Source organism: Proteus sp. G2300, assembly GCF_009915965.1.
In the GTDB taxonomy this organism is placed as follows: Bacteria; Pseudomonadota; Gammaproteobacteria; order Enterobacterales; family Enterobacteriaceae; genus Proteus; species Proteus vulgaris.
Genome location: NZ_JAABNK010000023.1, coordinates 245651 through 260254 on the forward strand (window position 1 = coordinate 245651; position 14604 = coordinate 260254).

At 36.4% G+C, this 14604-nt stretch carries 11 protein-coding genes and 1 tRNA gene; 4 read left to right on the forward strand and 8 right to left on the reverse strand.

Annotation, left to right across the window (positions count from 1 at the left end; translation table 11 throughout):
* Positions 1–130: 130 nt before the first annotated feature.
* Complete coding sequence (locus GWI97_RS12615; RefSeq protein ID WP_161752011.1) at positions 131–3034, reverse strand: hypothetical protein; 2904 nt, start codon at positions 3032–3034, stop codon at positions 131–133.
* 202 nt (positions 3035–3236) lie between these two features.
* Complete coding sequence (gene ghrA, locus GWI97_RS12620; RefSeq protein ID WP_036936589.1) at positions 3237–4178, reverse strand: glyoxylate/hydroxypyruvate reductase GhrA; 942 nt, start codon at positions 4176–4178, stop codon at positions 3237–3239.
* 316 nt (positions 4179–4494) lie between these two features.
* Between ghrA and GWI97_RS12625 the strand changes: the two genes are divergently transcribed.
* Together GWI97_RS12625 and dauA are read left to right on the forward strand one after the other, a co-directional pair.
* Positions 4495–4582, forward strand: a tRNA-Ser gene (locus tag GWI97_RS12625).
* Positions 4583–5147: 565 nt separating this feature from the next.
* Positions 5148–6848: a C4-dicarboxylic acid transporter DauA gene (gene dauA, locus GWI97_RS12630; RefSeq protein WP_036936587.1), complete on the forward strand. Its 1701-nt coding sequence runs from the start codon at positions 5148–5150 to the stop codon at positions 6846–6848.
* A 122-nt stretch (positions 6849–6970) separates the two neighbouring features.
* On the opposite strand, the gene GWI97_RS12635 is transcribed toward dauA, so the two are convergent.
* Genes GWI97_RS12635 through hemA form a run of 6 tightly spaced genes read right to left on the reverse strand, consistent with a single transcriptional unit; the run spans position 6971 to position 12843 of the window.
* Positions 6971–7909, reverse strand: a complete 939-nt coding sequence (locus GWI97_RS12635; RefSeq protein WP_036936584.1) for a TIGR01212 family radical SAM protein — start codon at positions 7907–7909, stop codon at positions 6971–6973.
* A gap of 7 nt (positions 7910–7916) precedes the next feature.
* Positions 7917–8771, reverse strand: a complete 855-nt coding sequence (kdsA, locus tag GWI97_RS12640) for a 3-deoxy-8-phosphooctulonate synthase (RefSeq protein ID WP_036936579.1) — start codon at positions 8769–8771, stop codon at positions 7917–7919.
* A 57-nt stretch (positions 8772–8828) separates the two neighbouring features.
* Entirely contained in the window at positions 8829–9638 is an 810-nt protein-coding gene (sirB1, locus tag GWI97_RS12645) for an invasion regulator SirB1 (RefSeq protein ID WP_036938982.1), read from the reverse strand.
* Positions 9622–10470 (reverse strand): peptide chain release factor N(5)-glutamine methyltransferase, encoded by an 849-nt coding sequence (prmC, locus tag GWI97_RS12650; RefSeq protein WP_087802334.1) that lies wholly within the window; start codon positions 10468–10470, stop codon positions 9622–9624. Before prmC ends, sirB1 begins: the two co-directional genes overlap by 17 nt.
* The gene (gene prfA, locus GWI97_RS12655) at positions 10470–11552 is read right to left on the reverse strand and encodes a peptide chain release factor 1 (RefSeq protein WP_036936573.1); all 1083 of its coding nucleotides are present in this window, start codon (positions 11550–11552) and stop codon (positions 10470–10472) included. The genes prmC and prfA overlap by 1 nt, the downstream gene beginning before the upstream one ends.
* 28 nt (positions 11553–11580) lie before the next feature.
* Positions 11581–12843, reverse strand: a complete 1263-nt coding sequence (gene hemA / locus GWI97_RS12660) for a glutamyl-tRNA reductase (protein ID WP_036936570.1) — start codon at positions 12841–12843, stop codon at positions 11581–11583.
* A gap of 240 nt (positions 12844–13083) precedes the next feature.
* On the opposite strand from hemA, the gene lolB reads away from it, so the two are divergent.
* Both lolB and ispE read left to right on the forward strand, forming a co-directional pair.
* Positions 13084–13722, forward strand: a complete 639-nt coding sequence (gene lolB / locus GWI97_RS12665; protein ID WP_036936567.1) for a lipoprotein insertase outer membrane protein LolB — start codon at positions 13084–13086, stop codon at positions 13720–13722.
* Positions 13719–14594, forward strand: coding sequence for a 4-(cytidine 5'-diphospho)-2-C-methyl-D-erythritol kinase (gene ispE / locus GWI97_RS12670; RefSeq protein ID WP_036936564.1), 876 nt, complete (start codon positions 13719–13721; stop codon positions 14592–14594). The genes lolB and ispE overlap by 4 nt, the downstream gene beginning before the upstream one ends.
* Positions 14595–14604 lie beyond the last annotated feature (10 nt).

Here is a 14604-nt window from a genome sequence, read left to right on the forward strand (position 1 = left end):
AAACAGACATTTTTAAAGATAAATAAAATTTTATACTTTTCAGTGTTATAAAAAAACCTTTAATAAACATTATATTATCGATTAACCATACGATTTTCCCTTAAAACACATAAGATAAACAAATGATTTATCAAAAATAATAATTTGTAGATATTTTTTCTAATTGTGCTCTGTTTTCATCATAAGAGAATTTAATTTCCCCCTTAATTTGATGATGTGAAATAGATTTTTTACTTCCTAAGCGCAAAAATATTAGCGGTAATGATTTACCTTTATCCGCTAACTCGCTTACCGACATAACATCTATAGAATTAATATAATATTTAACTTTATTTAATTCTTTCTTTGATTCATTATATAAATTATCTAACTTATTTTTGATCTCATTTAAATTAAGATTTTTATTCACTCTCACTTCATCTAAAAGTATTTGAACCCTTGTTTTAACCCCATTATAGATCTCCTTACTTCTTGGATCTAATTGATATTTAGAAACAAAATAAGGTTTGAATTTTTCATTCATATTATCTTTTTCTTGTGAAGACAGTGTTTCTTTTCTCTCTTTTAAGTCTGATAGAAATTGTTTTAATTTAGCATTTTCATTAGTTAAGTATGTTGATTGATTTATTAAATTATCTTTTGGGTTTAATTTTTTACTTTGTAACAAGCCATCCAGTTTATTACTTTGTTTTTTATTTGCTGATAAAGATAAATAGATATTATCAAGTTTATTAATACTACTAGAAACATCGTACTCATTAGGATAAGTATCAAACAACTTATTTAGTTTGAGTGTTCTCTTATATATTCCTTTTAAATCTTTCCTTTTTTCTTCAAATTCTTTCTTCTTTTTATTATACTCACTATCATAAACAGGTATTCTAAATAAGGAATTAATCTTTTTTTGTAGCATTGTCTCAAAATTTTTAACCGTTGCTAAAGGATACCATTGAATATGATTTGTAGAACTTGTTGTTGATGGCGTAATTTTTAGGTCTCGATAAAATTCAAAATAAAATTCAAAAAAGTCAAGATTAACCTTTTTTTCTGAGCTCTTAGACTCTATCTCGCCATAAGAGATGAGTTTATTGATATTTAAATCTAGCTTCATCAAATTTAACGCAAAATTAGTACCAATAGCATTTCTTGGTATAATGACTTTTGTATCTGGATTAAGGTTAGTTTCAATATTTAAATTGATTTCACTTCTTATCTCACTTCCTAATGAGAATGCCATTTTTTTATTGGTTTCTAGTATTGAATTATATTGAAGTTCATTTTCAGAGAGATCTAATCCTTTATTAATAAACTCACTTACATTTTTTAACTCAATCGTAAATGAAAAACTCGAGTGTTTTTTATAGTTTATATCAAGAAGTACACTTGCCATTACAGGAGTAACCAGTCCATAATCAATCGCTCCATCCTGCCATTGCTTATTATAACTAGTGATCCCTGCCGATAACCCCCCCGAAACATTGGCATTAGCTTTATTAATAAATGAGAATGTGACTTTATCTTTCTCATTTTTTGATAATATAAGTGAATGATTTTTAGCGTAATTCGCTAATATAAAAGCATTTACTCCCATATTGCCTGATAAATTAAATACATTAATGCCAAAAAATGCACGAATATCATTATCATGGCTAATTGTAATACTTTCACTCTTTTTTAACTCTTTAACTAAAGAGTAAATTACTTCACCTTGTTTTATACCATTATTAATTCCTTTAATAACTCTATTTATCACTTCATAATCTTTATGGATATTTTTCTTTATACTATATAATGCTATATTTTTACTCTTATTAGGTAGACTTGATGAATTAGTTAAACCTTTAATATTAGAAAATATCCCTCGAAATCCAGGATCAATACTTTTCGCTATATTCTTCACCATTGCATCATATTTTTTTAATGCATATTGTTGTTTTGCTTTATCAATATGGATCCTTGCATTATCAATAAATGATGAAATAAAAGGAATATGTCGGCTACTAAAATTACCTATTGTTTGAGTCGAAAAAGGTTGTCCTGAATGATAGTTTTTATAATTATTTTCGCCTATCATCGAATAAAAAGATAAAGGTGGTTCTTGTTTTAAACGAGTCACTTCGTACTGATAATCTTTAATAGCAAAAATGTTCAAAGGATCAAGATAATATATCTTTATTTTATTACCTTTATCTACCACAAGTTGGACTTGATTTAATATTGGTTTTATTGCTAATATTTTATCTGTTTTTTTTAATGGAAGCCTAATTTTATGTTTTTTAACGAAGGCTTCACTATCAACCTCATCCCCCTTAGATAATAAGGTAGCAGGTAATCCAGTTGTAACAAGTTGATTATCTTTAACTTCTATTGTTATATTTAGTCCTTCTCTATTTAATTTTAAAATATTATTCTCTTTGATTTCTATAATATTATTGATACTTGATAAATCATGCTTTAAATTACTTTCGACTACATATCTCTCATATTCTATAATGAAATTATTATCAATTTCACTTAATGAATCATCTTTTAAATTATAATCTTTTTCTATCTTACTAAATTTAATTTTATAAAGTTCACTGTTAATTTTATCTTTATTTTCTATTTGGTTTTCACTTCTTCTATTTCCAATTAAATAGCCTTGTGAATCGACATAAAGCTCTTTAAACCTCATATCTTCACCCGTTTTTGATTCAATATTAAACACATTATATTTAAATCCATTTTTTATGTGTTTTTGATATAACCCTGTAAATAAATCATATGTTTTTCCTTTAATTAACATTAATGAGCCATCATCTGTAAGCGTAATCCCCATATTGTTAAGCAGTGGCATATTTGTCGAACCTAAATACACATAATTGTTTGCATTATTTAGACTGAAATTTTTCTCTTTTTTTTGTATCTTGAGTTCTTTATTATATACTTTATTATTGTTATTTATTCCTACTATATTAGTATTAGTCTCTTTTTTCTGACTATATAAATCATCCATAGGGTGAAGCGTACTATTAATTACTTTTGTTATACTCATTATTGTATACCTCATTTTATCAAAAGAATGAGATAATCATCGATAAGATAAACTTCAAGGGATATCTATTTATAGTCAGATTTTTATTACCTTATATAAATAATAAAAAAAATGTTGTTTTTTGAAAGTCCAGACAAAAAAATAGGCGATAAACTAAATTTTATCGCCTATTATATAAAACGAAAGTGGATATTAATTATCTTTAATATCCACTATTCATATCAACTACACCAAAAGGAGCCTCTCCTTTTTCAATTCGTTGAATATTTTCAACAATAGTATCCATTGCAATATTTGGAATTGTGAAAGCAGCAATATGTGGTGTAATAGAAATTCTGGGGTGAGTCCAGAATGGGTGCATACCCGCTAAAGGCTCCTGAGCAAAAACATCAAGAGTCGCATCTGCAATGTATCCTTGATCTATCGCTTCTAATAAATCTTGATCAACTAAATGAGCACCACGAGCAAGATTAATTAAATAAGAAGAAGGTTTAAGCTGTTCAAAAAGAGAAAAATTCAAAATACCATGAGTTTCTGGTGTGTAAGGCAATAAATTAATCAGTAAATGACACTCTTTGAGAAAATCGCTGAGTTGATCTTTACCATAAAAACTCTCAACATTATTGAATTCTTTTTGACTTCGACTCCAACAACGAACATTAAAACCTAATTCTGCCAGTTTAGTTGCAACGCTACCCCCTAAAGCTCCAGCACCTAAAACACCAATCACAAAATTATCATAAGAGTGAGAAGGCAGTTGCTTCCATAAGCGTTGTGATTGTTGACGTTTATAATCATCCATACGACGAAAGTAATACATCACCTTGGCAATCGCATATTCTTGCATCTGTAGTCCCATTCCGGTGTCTTCCAAACGCATAACAGGAACACCTGCAGGTAATGTGCCAGGCTTTTGTTGTTCTTGTTTTAAAATAGCATCAACGCCTGCCCCTAATGCAAAAATACCTTTAAGATGATTGCGACTTGCGAGCATTTCATAAGGAGGAAGCCAAACCATAGCATAATCAGCAGGTTGATTATCGCCGGGTTCCCAGATGCGTATATTGGCATTCGGCAAACGTGCTTTCATACCATTGATCCATGTCTCTGCGTCAAAAAAAGGATGATAATAAATAATCTTCATTGTGCCTTCCTCCAGCATTTTTATCATAGGGTGCGAGGGTTACGTTCTGATTTCAAGTCTCTTTGAATAAGTTGTTAATAAAAATGTTGAGAATGTTAACCCGCTAACGAAAATCTGAATTCTTTTTTCAAAACGCTAACCTATACTTACTTTGGTTTACTGCCTAATTTGCCTAGCATTTGTGCATATTGTTTTTTATTTGGCTGCTTGAGACAAAAGTTAAAAGAAAAATGCATTTAGCTGTTGACGCTTATGCTCCTTTTCCCTATAGTAGCGCCCCGTTGAGAGATGTTAAGTTCATATCCAACAACAATATGGTGAGATGTCCGAGAGGCTGAAGGAGCACGCCTGGAAAGTGTGTATACGGCAACGTATCGAGGGTTCGAATCCCTCTCTCACCGCCATATTATAAGATAGAGCCTAGTTTTCAGCTAGGCTCTATTTTTTTATAGAAAAAATCAGATATTCGATCTGATTCTTTTTTTATCCCTTCCTAGGGTCACTCATTTAAATTTATTTTTCTATGATATATTTTTAGTCTACAGTCTATCATTTATTTTTACTTAATCGTTTTATTTAGTAATTTCTTATATGTTAACAATTATTAATTTTTAATTGTCGATAATCATTTATGTGGTTGCTATTTAACTTGATCGTATTTTTATGACAAAAAAAGACTTTTATTACCTCCCTATAAATGACATTTATTCTAAAATAAAACGCTTTTTATAATTTTAAAATAAATTTAAACTTTATTTTCATACAGGCAACAGAATAAATACAATAAGATACATTGTATTATCTCTTTACGTTAACTTATTAGTTTAATTGATTTAATTTTTACTAAGCTTTAAGATATACATTAATAATTTGATGTATCACATTATTATCAGCGAATAAAAGCGATATCCTCTCTTTTCCTTATCGCCGTTATTCGGCATCTGACTTCTTATTTTGGTTTAAGCCTAAATGAAAACTCATAAAGTTAACCGGGTTCGCCCCTTTAGTGCATTTATTGATGCATGTGTAAAAGAGCCTTACTCTTTTGCGCGTTTATTAAAAGATATTATTGCAGGGATCACCGTCGGAATTATCGCGATACCATTAGCCATGGCTTTGGCTATTGGTAGCGGTGTTCCTCCGCAATACGGTCTTTATACCGCAGCTATTGCCGGTATAGTCATTGCTGTTTCTGGTGGCTCTCGCTACAGCGTTTCAGGCCCTACTGCTGCTTTTGTTGTGATCCTTTACCCTGTATCACAACAATTTGGATTAAGTGGCTTACTAATTGCGACGCTTATGTCTGGCGTTATCTTAGTCGTTATGGGATTAGCTCGCTTTGGTAAGCTCATCGAGTATATTCCTGTTTCTGTCACTCTAGGATTTACCTCTGGGATTGCTATCACCATCGCGACCATGCAAATAAAAGACTTTTTTGGTCTTGAAATGACACATGTACCAGAAACCTATATCGATAAAATTATTGCCTTAGGCTCAGCATTACCTACTATCCATCTTGGTGATACACTTATCGGCTTAACAACGCTGTTTGTTTTAATCTACTGGCCAAAATTAAATTTACGCTTACCAGGGCACTTGCCCGCGTTAATAGCAGGTACTGCTGTAATGGGTATTGTGAATATGTTTGGCCATGAAGTTGCAACAATTGGCTCACAATTTAGTTATCTACTGCCAGATGGATCGACGGGGCAAGGTATTCCACCTATATTGCCTCAGTTTGTTTTACCTTGGAATTTACCAAACACTGGAGCATCTCTTGAATTAAATTGGAGTACGGTTTCTGCTTTGTTACCTGCGGCTTTTTCAATGGCAATGTTAGGTGCTATTGAATCGTTACTGTGTGCCGTTGTGCTTGATGGCATGACCGGTAAAAAACACCACTCTAATGGTGAATTACTAGGACAAGGTGTCGGTAATATTGTCGCACCTTTCTTTGGCGGTATAACAGCGACAGCGGCGATTGCACGTTCAGCTGCTAACGTCCGTGCAGGTGCAACATCGCCCGTTTCAGCTATTGTTCACTCATTGTTGGTGTTACTAACTTTACTGGTATTAGCGCCATTTCTTTCATATTTGCCTTTAGCAGCAATGTCAGCTCTATTACTAATTGTTGCATGGAATATGAGTGAAGCGCGTAAAGTTATTGATCTTATTCGTCACGCCCCTAAAGACGATATTATTGTCTTAGTGTTATGTTTATCACTTACCGTTCTCTTTGATATGGTCATTGCCATTACTATCGGTATTGTATTGGCTTCACTGCTATTTATGCGTCGTATTGCCAATATGACCAAAATAACAGAATCCCCGTATACCGATGATGATAAACAATTATTAGTTGTACGTGTTAATGGCCCGCTATTCTTTGCCGCTGCTGAGCGTATTTTTAATGAATTACGTGAGCGTAGTAAAGGTTATAAAACCGTTATTATGCAATGGGATGCTGTTCCCGTATTAGATGCTGGAGGTTTACATGCTTTCCAACATTTTGTTACCGATGTCAAACACGATACCCATGTAATTGTGTGTGATATTCCATTCCAACCTTTAAAAACGTTGGCAAGAGCGAGAATGACCCCCATTGAAGGAGAACTTAACTTTTATCCTTCATTACAAAAAGCATTGGATGATTTGGAATTAATTCAGTAACAATGTTCTTAATCTTCCCCAAATAATTCAGCCTTTAACTCACTATTCATAAATGGTTAAAGGCTGAATTCATCTAGTTCTAAATTCAATAAAAAACAATTTCAATAACTCATAATAAAAAATTACTTATTTAAGCGAGTGTTAAATAAAAATGCTTTATTTATTCCACTCCCTTGTACACCCTTTTTTAATAAATCTTGATAAAGCGCATTCATCCCTAGCCAATGGTTTTCACACCATGCTGGTGCTAATAGAGTCGGTTTTCTAGCACTGGCACAAACACGGTGATAGATAATTTCAGGAGGAGTATGGCGGATCATTTCACCCGCAGTATAGACATATTGTTCTTGTGTCAGTGCATTGATGCGCCCTGCTTTCCACGCTTTTGCTATTGTGCTTCCATCAACAATATGTAAAGGGTGTAATTTAAGTCCATCAGTACCTGTGTCCACAACATGTTCTAAAGTTTGCATATTAAGCTGATGATCTTCACGTGGTAACCCAATAATAAGATGTGTACATACCTTTAAACCACGGCGACGAGCTTCACGCGTTGTCGCTTGATAGCATTGAAAATCATGCCCTCTATTAATTCGTTTTAATGTTTTGTCATGGGCCGTTTGTAATCCAAGCTCTAACCATACTTCATAACCTTGATCACGATAACCTTGCAATAAATCCAACACTCTAATCGGTACACAATCTGGCCGAGTTCCTACACATAATCCAACCATATCGGCTTGTAATAGTGCGGTTTCATATAACGTACGTAGGTATTCTACTTCAGCATAAGTGCTGGTATAAGCTTGAAAATAAGCCAGGTAACGATGTGCTCGGTTAATATTTTTGGCTTGTAACGCAATTTGTTCTTCAATGGAGTGATATTGAGTTTGTTCATCAGCAAAAGAAGAGACATTACAGAAAGTACAGCCACCTCGCCCTAACGTACCATCTCGATTAGGACAGTTGAAACCGCCATGAAGGGTGATTTTATGGATCTTTTCGTGATAACGGCGCTGAAGATCAGCGCCGAACATATTCACTACCGTATGCAGTTGCATAACAATTTTATTTGCTGGTATCTAATTCAGGGAAACTTTTTACTAACTCATCAATCGCTTTAATTTGCGCTAGGAATGGCTCTAATTTTGCCAATGGTAACGCTGATGGGCCATCGCAAAGTGCATTATCAGGATCTGGGTGCGCTTCAAGAAATAAGCCCGCAAGACCAACTGCCATGCCTGCACGCGCTAATTCAGCAACTTGCGCACGACGTCCGCCAGATGCCGCACCAAATGGGTCACGACATTGTAGTGAATGTGTTACGTCAAAAATAACGGGTGCACCTTGAGAAGCTTGCATCATGACATGGAAACCCAACATATCAACAACCAAGTTATCATAGCCAAAATTACTACCACGATCACATAAGATAACTTGATCGTTACCGCCTTCTTTAAATTTATCGACGATATTCCCCATTTGACCAGGGCTAACAAACTGAGGTTTTTTTACATTAATCACCGCACCTGTTTTCGCCATCGCTTCAACAAGATCGGTTTGACGCGCTAAAAATGCAGGCAATTGAATAACATCAACCACTTCTGATACCGGTTGAGCTTGTGCCGCTTCATGAACATCCGTAATAATTTTAACGCCGAAAGTCTCTTTTAATTCTTGGAAAATCTTCATTCCCGCTTCTAAACCAGGGCCACGATAAGAGTGGATAGAAGAACGGTTAGCTTTATCAAAAGAGGCTTTGAATACATAAGGAATATTCAGTTTTTGAGTTACAGTGACGTAATGCTCACAAATACGCATGGCTAAATCGCGAGATTCTAATACATTCATGCCACCAAAAAGCACAAATGGCAGGTTGTTTGCTACCTTGATATCACCAATGTTCACCACTTTATGTTGCATATTTATTCCTATACTGTTTGTAATGTACTGTGTTAATCAAGTACGTTGCGTAAACTTTTAATGTAGAACAACTGGATTTTGCTCTATCGAATGAATTTGAATTTTAATCATTTCTGAAATAGGATCTTCAGGACATTGCTCAACAAAATAGTTTAAGTCAGAAATTGCCACATGATGGCACTCTAACTGAGCAAAAATCAGCCCACGATCACGTATTTCATAAGGATCTTCAGGATCAAACAGTAATACCGTTTCACTGGCTTTTAATGCTTGTTCCATATTTTTTTCTTCCATTAAAGATACTTTCAATGTATCCAAAAGCTTGCGAATAATGGAGCTGTATTCTGATTCTTCTAAATCTGCATCTAATAAAACAGAATTATTTCCAACATTCCCTTTTAACCAAACCTCTAGAGTATGCTGTGATAGATATTCACCATTTATTGGATTTAAAAATAACGTTTTTTCATCGGGAATATCTATTCTGATAATAAGTTGTGTAGGAAAAATAACGGGGGCTAACGGCAAGTTTAACGCTTGTGCAATATAAATAAGAATCGAACCTAGTGAAACGGGAGACCCCACATGTGTCGCTAACACTTTATCTAACCATAAAGTGTCAGAAAGGCAATATTTACCACTCGCACCACTAAAGTGCCACTGCTTATAAAACAGTTTGAGTAATGCTTCTATTTGTTCTTTGATACTTCCTTGCCTAGGAATTTCTGCTTCTGCTTGTTCAACAAGCTGTGCGAGTTGATAACCCACAGAAGTGGTCGGAAAATCAGGTCGAATAGCCTGAGAGATAAGGATCATGCCCTTTACTAAAGGGGCTTTATTAAATTCGTAATCAGCTATGGTTTCTATCATAATTCCAACGACCTACTGTCACTCGCTCATTACCGCCATAATCACGGAAAGTTTCCACACAGCAGTAACCCTTATCAGTAAAAATTTTACGTACACCTTCGCCTTGATCCCAGCCGTGTTCTAATAATAGCCAGCCTTTATCAGTTAAAAACTGGTGAGCAGTTTCAATGATAATCTCAATATCAGCAAAACCGTTTTTACCAGCAACTAATGCGGTTAAAGGTTCAAAACGAACATCCCCCTGATGAATATGCTCATCATTCTCATCTATGTAAGGAGGATTACTGATTATCATACCAAATTGATACCCTGAGAGTGAACTAAACCAGCAACTTTCCATAAATTCTGTGTTGTTTAATGCCAAATGAGTCGCATTCTCTTGCGCTAATGCAACCGCTTGGGCTTGAAAGTCCACACCAATAATATGGCAATCAGGGCGCTCAGATGCCATAGCAAGCGCAATAGCACCTGTTCCTGTCCCTAAATCAAGAATATTAGTGGGTTTTGATGGCAATTTTTCCAGTGCTTTTTCAACAAGGCATTCAGTATCAGGACGGGGAATTAATGTTGCAGCTGAGACCTTTAGAGGCAGTGACCAAAACTCTCGTTCACCTACTAAATAAGCAATAGGTTCTCCTTTAACCCGTCGGGCAAGTAATTGCGATAATTGCGCTAACTCGTCTTGTGAAAGTAACGTTTCATTAAAGGCTATTAAATACGTTCGAGCACGTTGTGTTACGTGACCAAGTAGAATTTCAGCATCACGTTTAGGAGTGTCACTTTCCATTAATTGCAAGGCTGCTTGACGCAGCCATTGTTCATAATTCATTAATTTAACTCAGAAAGTGCCGAAAGTTGATCCGCTTGATACTCAGTGACAATAGGTTGAATTAAAGGATCTAATTTTCCTTCCATCACTTCATCTAAACGATAAAATGTGAGGTTGATACGGTGATCTGTTACTCGCCCTTGTGGGAAATTATACGTTCTAATACGGTCAGAACGATCGCCAGAGCCTAATAAATTACGGCGTTCAGACGCTTCCGCCTCTTGACGTTTTTGTATTTCAGCCGCACGAATACGCGCACCTAATACAGACATCGCCTTGGCTTTATTTTTATGCTGTGAACGCTCATCCTGACATTCCACTACAATCCCCGTTGGAATATGTGTGATACGAATTGCGGAATCGGTGGTGTTAACGTGCTGCCCCCCTGCGCCTGACGAACGGAATGTATCAATACGTAAATCACTTGGGCTAATCTCAGGTAATTCAGCTTCTGGCACTTCTGCTAATACGGCAACCGTACAAGCCGAGGTATGAATACGGCCTTGAGATTCTGTTTCTGGTACACGTTGAACACGATGACCACCTGATTCAAATTTTAATACCCCATAAGCGCCATCACCAACCACTTTTGCAATGATTTCTTTATAGCCACCATGCTCACCTTCATTCGCATTCATGACCTCAATGCGCCAACGACGTGATTCTGCATAACGGCTATACATACGGAATAAATCACCCGCAAATAATGCGGCTTCATCACCACCGGTTCCTGCACGTATTTCAAGGAAACAGTTAAATTCATCATCAGGATCTTTAGGCAATAGCAGTAGTTGTAATTGTTGCTCTAAATTATCGTTTAATGCTTGCGCTTCTTTCAATTCTTCTTGCGCCATCTCTTTCATTTCAGGATCATCAAGCATCATTTCTGCTGCCTCGATGTCATCTTGCACTTTTCGCCATTGACTAAAACAAGCCGTGACATCGGTTAATTGAGAGTATTCTTTTGAAAGCGCACGAAAACGCTCCTGAGAGGCAATGACATCGGCTTCTGACAGAAGTGCCTGAATTTCTTCATAACGCTCTTGTAGAGCTTCCAACTTGGCGACAATAGAAGGCTTCATTCGTAGATTAAGATCCTGTTAGACAAAGTTAATTATGGGTAATACCCAAACTTTCACGTAATAGATTCAGGCGTTCAATATCACCATCACTGGCAGCCTGTTGAAGAGATTTCGTTGGTGTGTGAATTAGACGGTTCATCAATTGATGTGAGAGCTGTTGAATGACTTTTTCTGCATCCGCTCCATTTTGTATCAATGTGATGGCTTTTTCTGTCATCTCTGCACGTAGCATTTCAGCACTGTCTCGATACTCTCGAATTGCACCCACAGCACTTTGCGCTCGAAGCCAATCCATAAATTGCCCACTTTCTTGTTGGACAATATGTTCAGCTTGAACAGCGGCCGCTTGGCGTTGTTCTCGGTTATGTTGAATAATCGCGTCTAAATCATCAACACTATAGAGGTAGACGTTATTAAGCTTTTCAACATCTTGTTCTATATCGCGAGGAACCGCAATATCTACCAGCAACATAGGTTGATTACGACGCTTTTTAAGTGCTCTTTCAACCATCCCTTTGCCAATAATAGGCAAAGGGCTAGCAGTAGAACTAATAACAATATCTGCTTGTGCTAAGCATTCATCAATCTCTGATAATGTAATAACATCCGCATCAACTTCGTTAGCTAAACGCTGAGCTCGCTCTTTAGTTCGGTTAGCAATAATGATTTTTTTGACTTGGTGCTCACGAAGATGGCGAGCGACGAGTTCTATCGTTTCACCAGCACCAACCAATAAAATAGTTAAAGAGGATAACGATTCAAAGATTTGACGCGCTAAAGTACACGCTGCAAAAGCAACAGAAACTGCGTTAGCACCAATTTGTGTTTCTGTTCTCACTCTTTTCGCAACTGAAAAAGACTTCTGAAACAAGCGTTCCAGCTCTGAAGAGAGCGAGTCGTAATTTTGAGAATCGGCAAAGGCTTTTTTAACTTGCCCTAAAATTTGAGGTTCACCCAATACGAGAGAATCTAAACCGCTTGCCACTCGCATTAAGTGGCTAACCGCTTGATTATCTTGATGCCAATAAACACTTTGTTTCAGTTCATTAGGCTCTATTTGGTGATATTGACATAACCAGCGTATAAGCTGTTCATGACTATTTTCTTTGTCTTCCATACTAAGATAGAGCTCAGTACGGTTACAAGTAGACAGCACAACACCGCCTCTGACAGCAGGTTGCTGTAAGAGGTTGTTTAAGGCATCACCCATGGTATCGGGAGAAAAAGAAACTTTCTCACGTAAAGCAACGGGGGCTGTTTTATGATTAATACCTAATGCTAATAACGTCATATCAACTATATCGAGTTATGAATAAATACCGCCTCGCGACTTGACTTAGTGTAAACCTAAAACAGCGCATTTAGTATGGACTCTTTATTCCCGACATTCTACTTGATGAACAGAGTCAATAAAAGAGCTTACTTGAGTGATAGGAGATTTCTATACACAATTTAATGAAATATCGTTATATCATAAGGTTTATGATACTCTTTTTTTCAACTAATAACGAATTAAAGGAATGTCTCAGCTATGCGTTCACGCTTTTTTTCAACCAAACAACTTGTGCGCCTTATCCCACTAGCCGCGTTGTTGCTGAGCGCCTGTAATCTAAATCAGATAAAGACTCAAGGTTCAGCATCTGATAACGATATGCAATGGCAAGCTCGCCAACAAGCATTAAAGAAAATTTCACAATATGAAACTCGAGGTGCTTTTGCTTATATCGAAGATACTAACAAAACTTATGCCCGATTCTATTGGCAAGACAGCGCCGATGAGCGTTATCGCTTATTGTTGACAAATCCACTAGGTACCACAGAACTTGATTTAAATATTATGCCAGGTGTCATTGAAGTCACAGATAATAAAGGCAAAAAATATTATAGCAATAACCCTGCAGAGATGATTTATCAACTGACTGGCATGGTTATTCCACTGAAAAATCTACGCGCTTGGCTTGTTGGTTTACCGGGTGATGCTACTAACTTCGAATTAGATGCAAACCACTTATTAAAATCTGTCACATTACCCACACCTGAAGGCGATTGGATTGTGACTTATCAAGCTTATGATTCAAGTATCACCCCTAACCTGCCACAACGCCTTGAATTAAAACAAGGTGAACGTACTATCAAATTAAAAATGGATAACTGGGATATACAGCAATGACTCTAAGTTGGCCTTCTCCTGCCAAATTAAATCTTTTTCTCTACATTACAGGGAAACGCCCTGATGGTTATCATAATCTACAAACGTTATTCCAGTTTTTAGATTACGGCGACACACTAACCATTACGCCTCGTAACGATACCCAGTTAACTATCTTAACGCCAATTGATGGCGTAGAAGATAAAGATAATTTAATTATTAAAGCTGCTAAATTACTGCGTGATTATTGCCAACAACATAATATTGAGTTGCAGTATCAAGGGGCTGATATCAGTGTTGATAAAAAGCTTCCAATGGGGGGAGGCTTAGGTGGAGGTTCATCTAACGCAGCAACCACATTAATTGCACTTAATTACCACTGGCAAGCGGGTTTAAGTGACGAAATCTTAGCCGAATTAGGGGTAAGTTTAGGGGCTGATGTCCCTGTTTTTGTAAAAGGTCATGCTGCGTTCGCCGAAGGCGTTGGCGAAATTTTAACCCCTGCAAAGCCAAAAGAGCAATGGTATTTGGTCGCACACCCCGGAATTTCCATCCCAACCCCGACAATCTTCACAGATCCAGAATTAAAACGTAATTCTCCTATTCGCTCTCTTGGCGCATTATTAAAGGCTCCGTTCGAAAATGACTGTGAAATGATCGCAAGAAAACGTTTTCGTGAGGTTGAATATCTGCTTTCGTGGCTGTTAGAATATGCACCGTCACGCTTAACTGGAACAGGTGCCTGTGTGTTCGGCGAGTTCGACTCACAAGTTGCCGCTAGTAAAGTGTTAATTAACGCCCCTGAGTGGGTGCATGGGTTTGTAGCGCAAGGCGTCAACATTTCTCCTCTGCATTTATTCCGCTCAAGGATACCTGTGTTATTGCACCCGTAAAATGATGTTT

Excerpts from the sequence above, each read along its gene's own strand:
- dauA (WP_036936587.1), top strand. The coding sequence starts at position 5,148 with ATGAAAACTCATAAAGTTAACCGGGTTCGCCCCTTTAGTGCATTTATT.
- ghrA (WP_036936589.1), bottom strand. The coding sequence starts at position 4,178 with ATGAAGATTATTTATTATCATCCTTTTTTTGACGCAGAGACATGGATC.
- prmC (WP_087802334.1), bottom strand. The coding sequence starts at position 10,470 with ATGAATTATGAACAATGGCTGCGTCAAGCAGCCTTGCAATTAATGGAA.
- GWI97_RS12615 (WP_161752011.1), bottom strand. The coding sequence starts at position 3,034 with ATGAGTATAACAAAAGTAATTAATAGTACGCTTCACCCTATGGATGAT.
- hemA (WP_036936570.1), bottom strand. The coding sequence starts at position 12,843 with ATGACGTTATTAGCATTAGGTATTAATCATAAAACAGCCCCCGTTGCT.
- GWI97_RS12635 (WP_036936584.1), bottom strand. The coding sequence starts at position 7,909 with ATGCAACTGCATACGGTAGTGAATATGTTCGGCGCTGATCTTCAGCGC.
- prfA (WP_036936573.1), bottom strand. The coding sequence starts at position 11,552 with ATGAAGCCTTCTATTGTCGCCAAGTTGGAAGCTCTACAAGAGCGTTAT.
- lolB (WP_036936567.1), top strand. The coding sequence starts at position 13,084 with ATGCGTTCACGCTTTTTTTCAACCAAACAACTTGTGCGCCTTATCCCA.
- ispE (WP_036936564.1), top strand. The coding sequence starts at position 13,719 with ATGACTCTAAGTTGGCCTTCTCCTGCCAAATTAAATCTTTTTCTCTAC.
- kdsA (WP_036936579.1), bottom strand. The coding sequence starts at position 8,771 with ATGCAACATAAAGTGGTGAACATTGGTGATATCAAGGTAGCAAACAAC.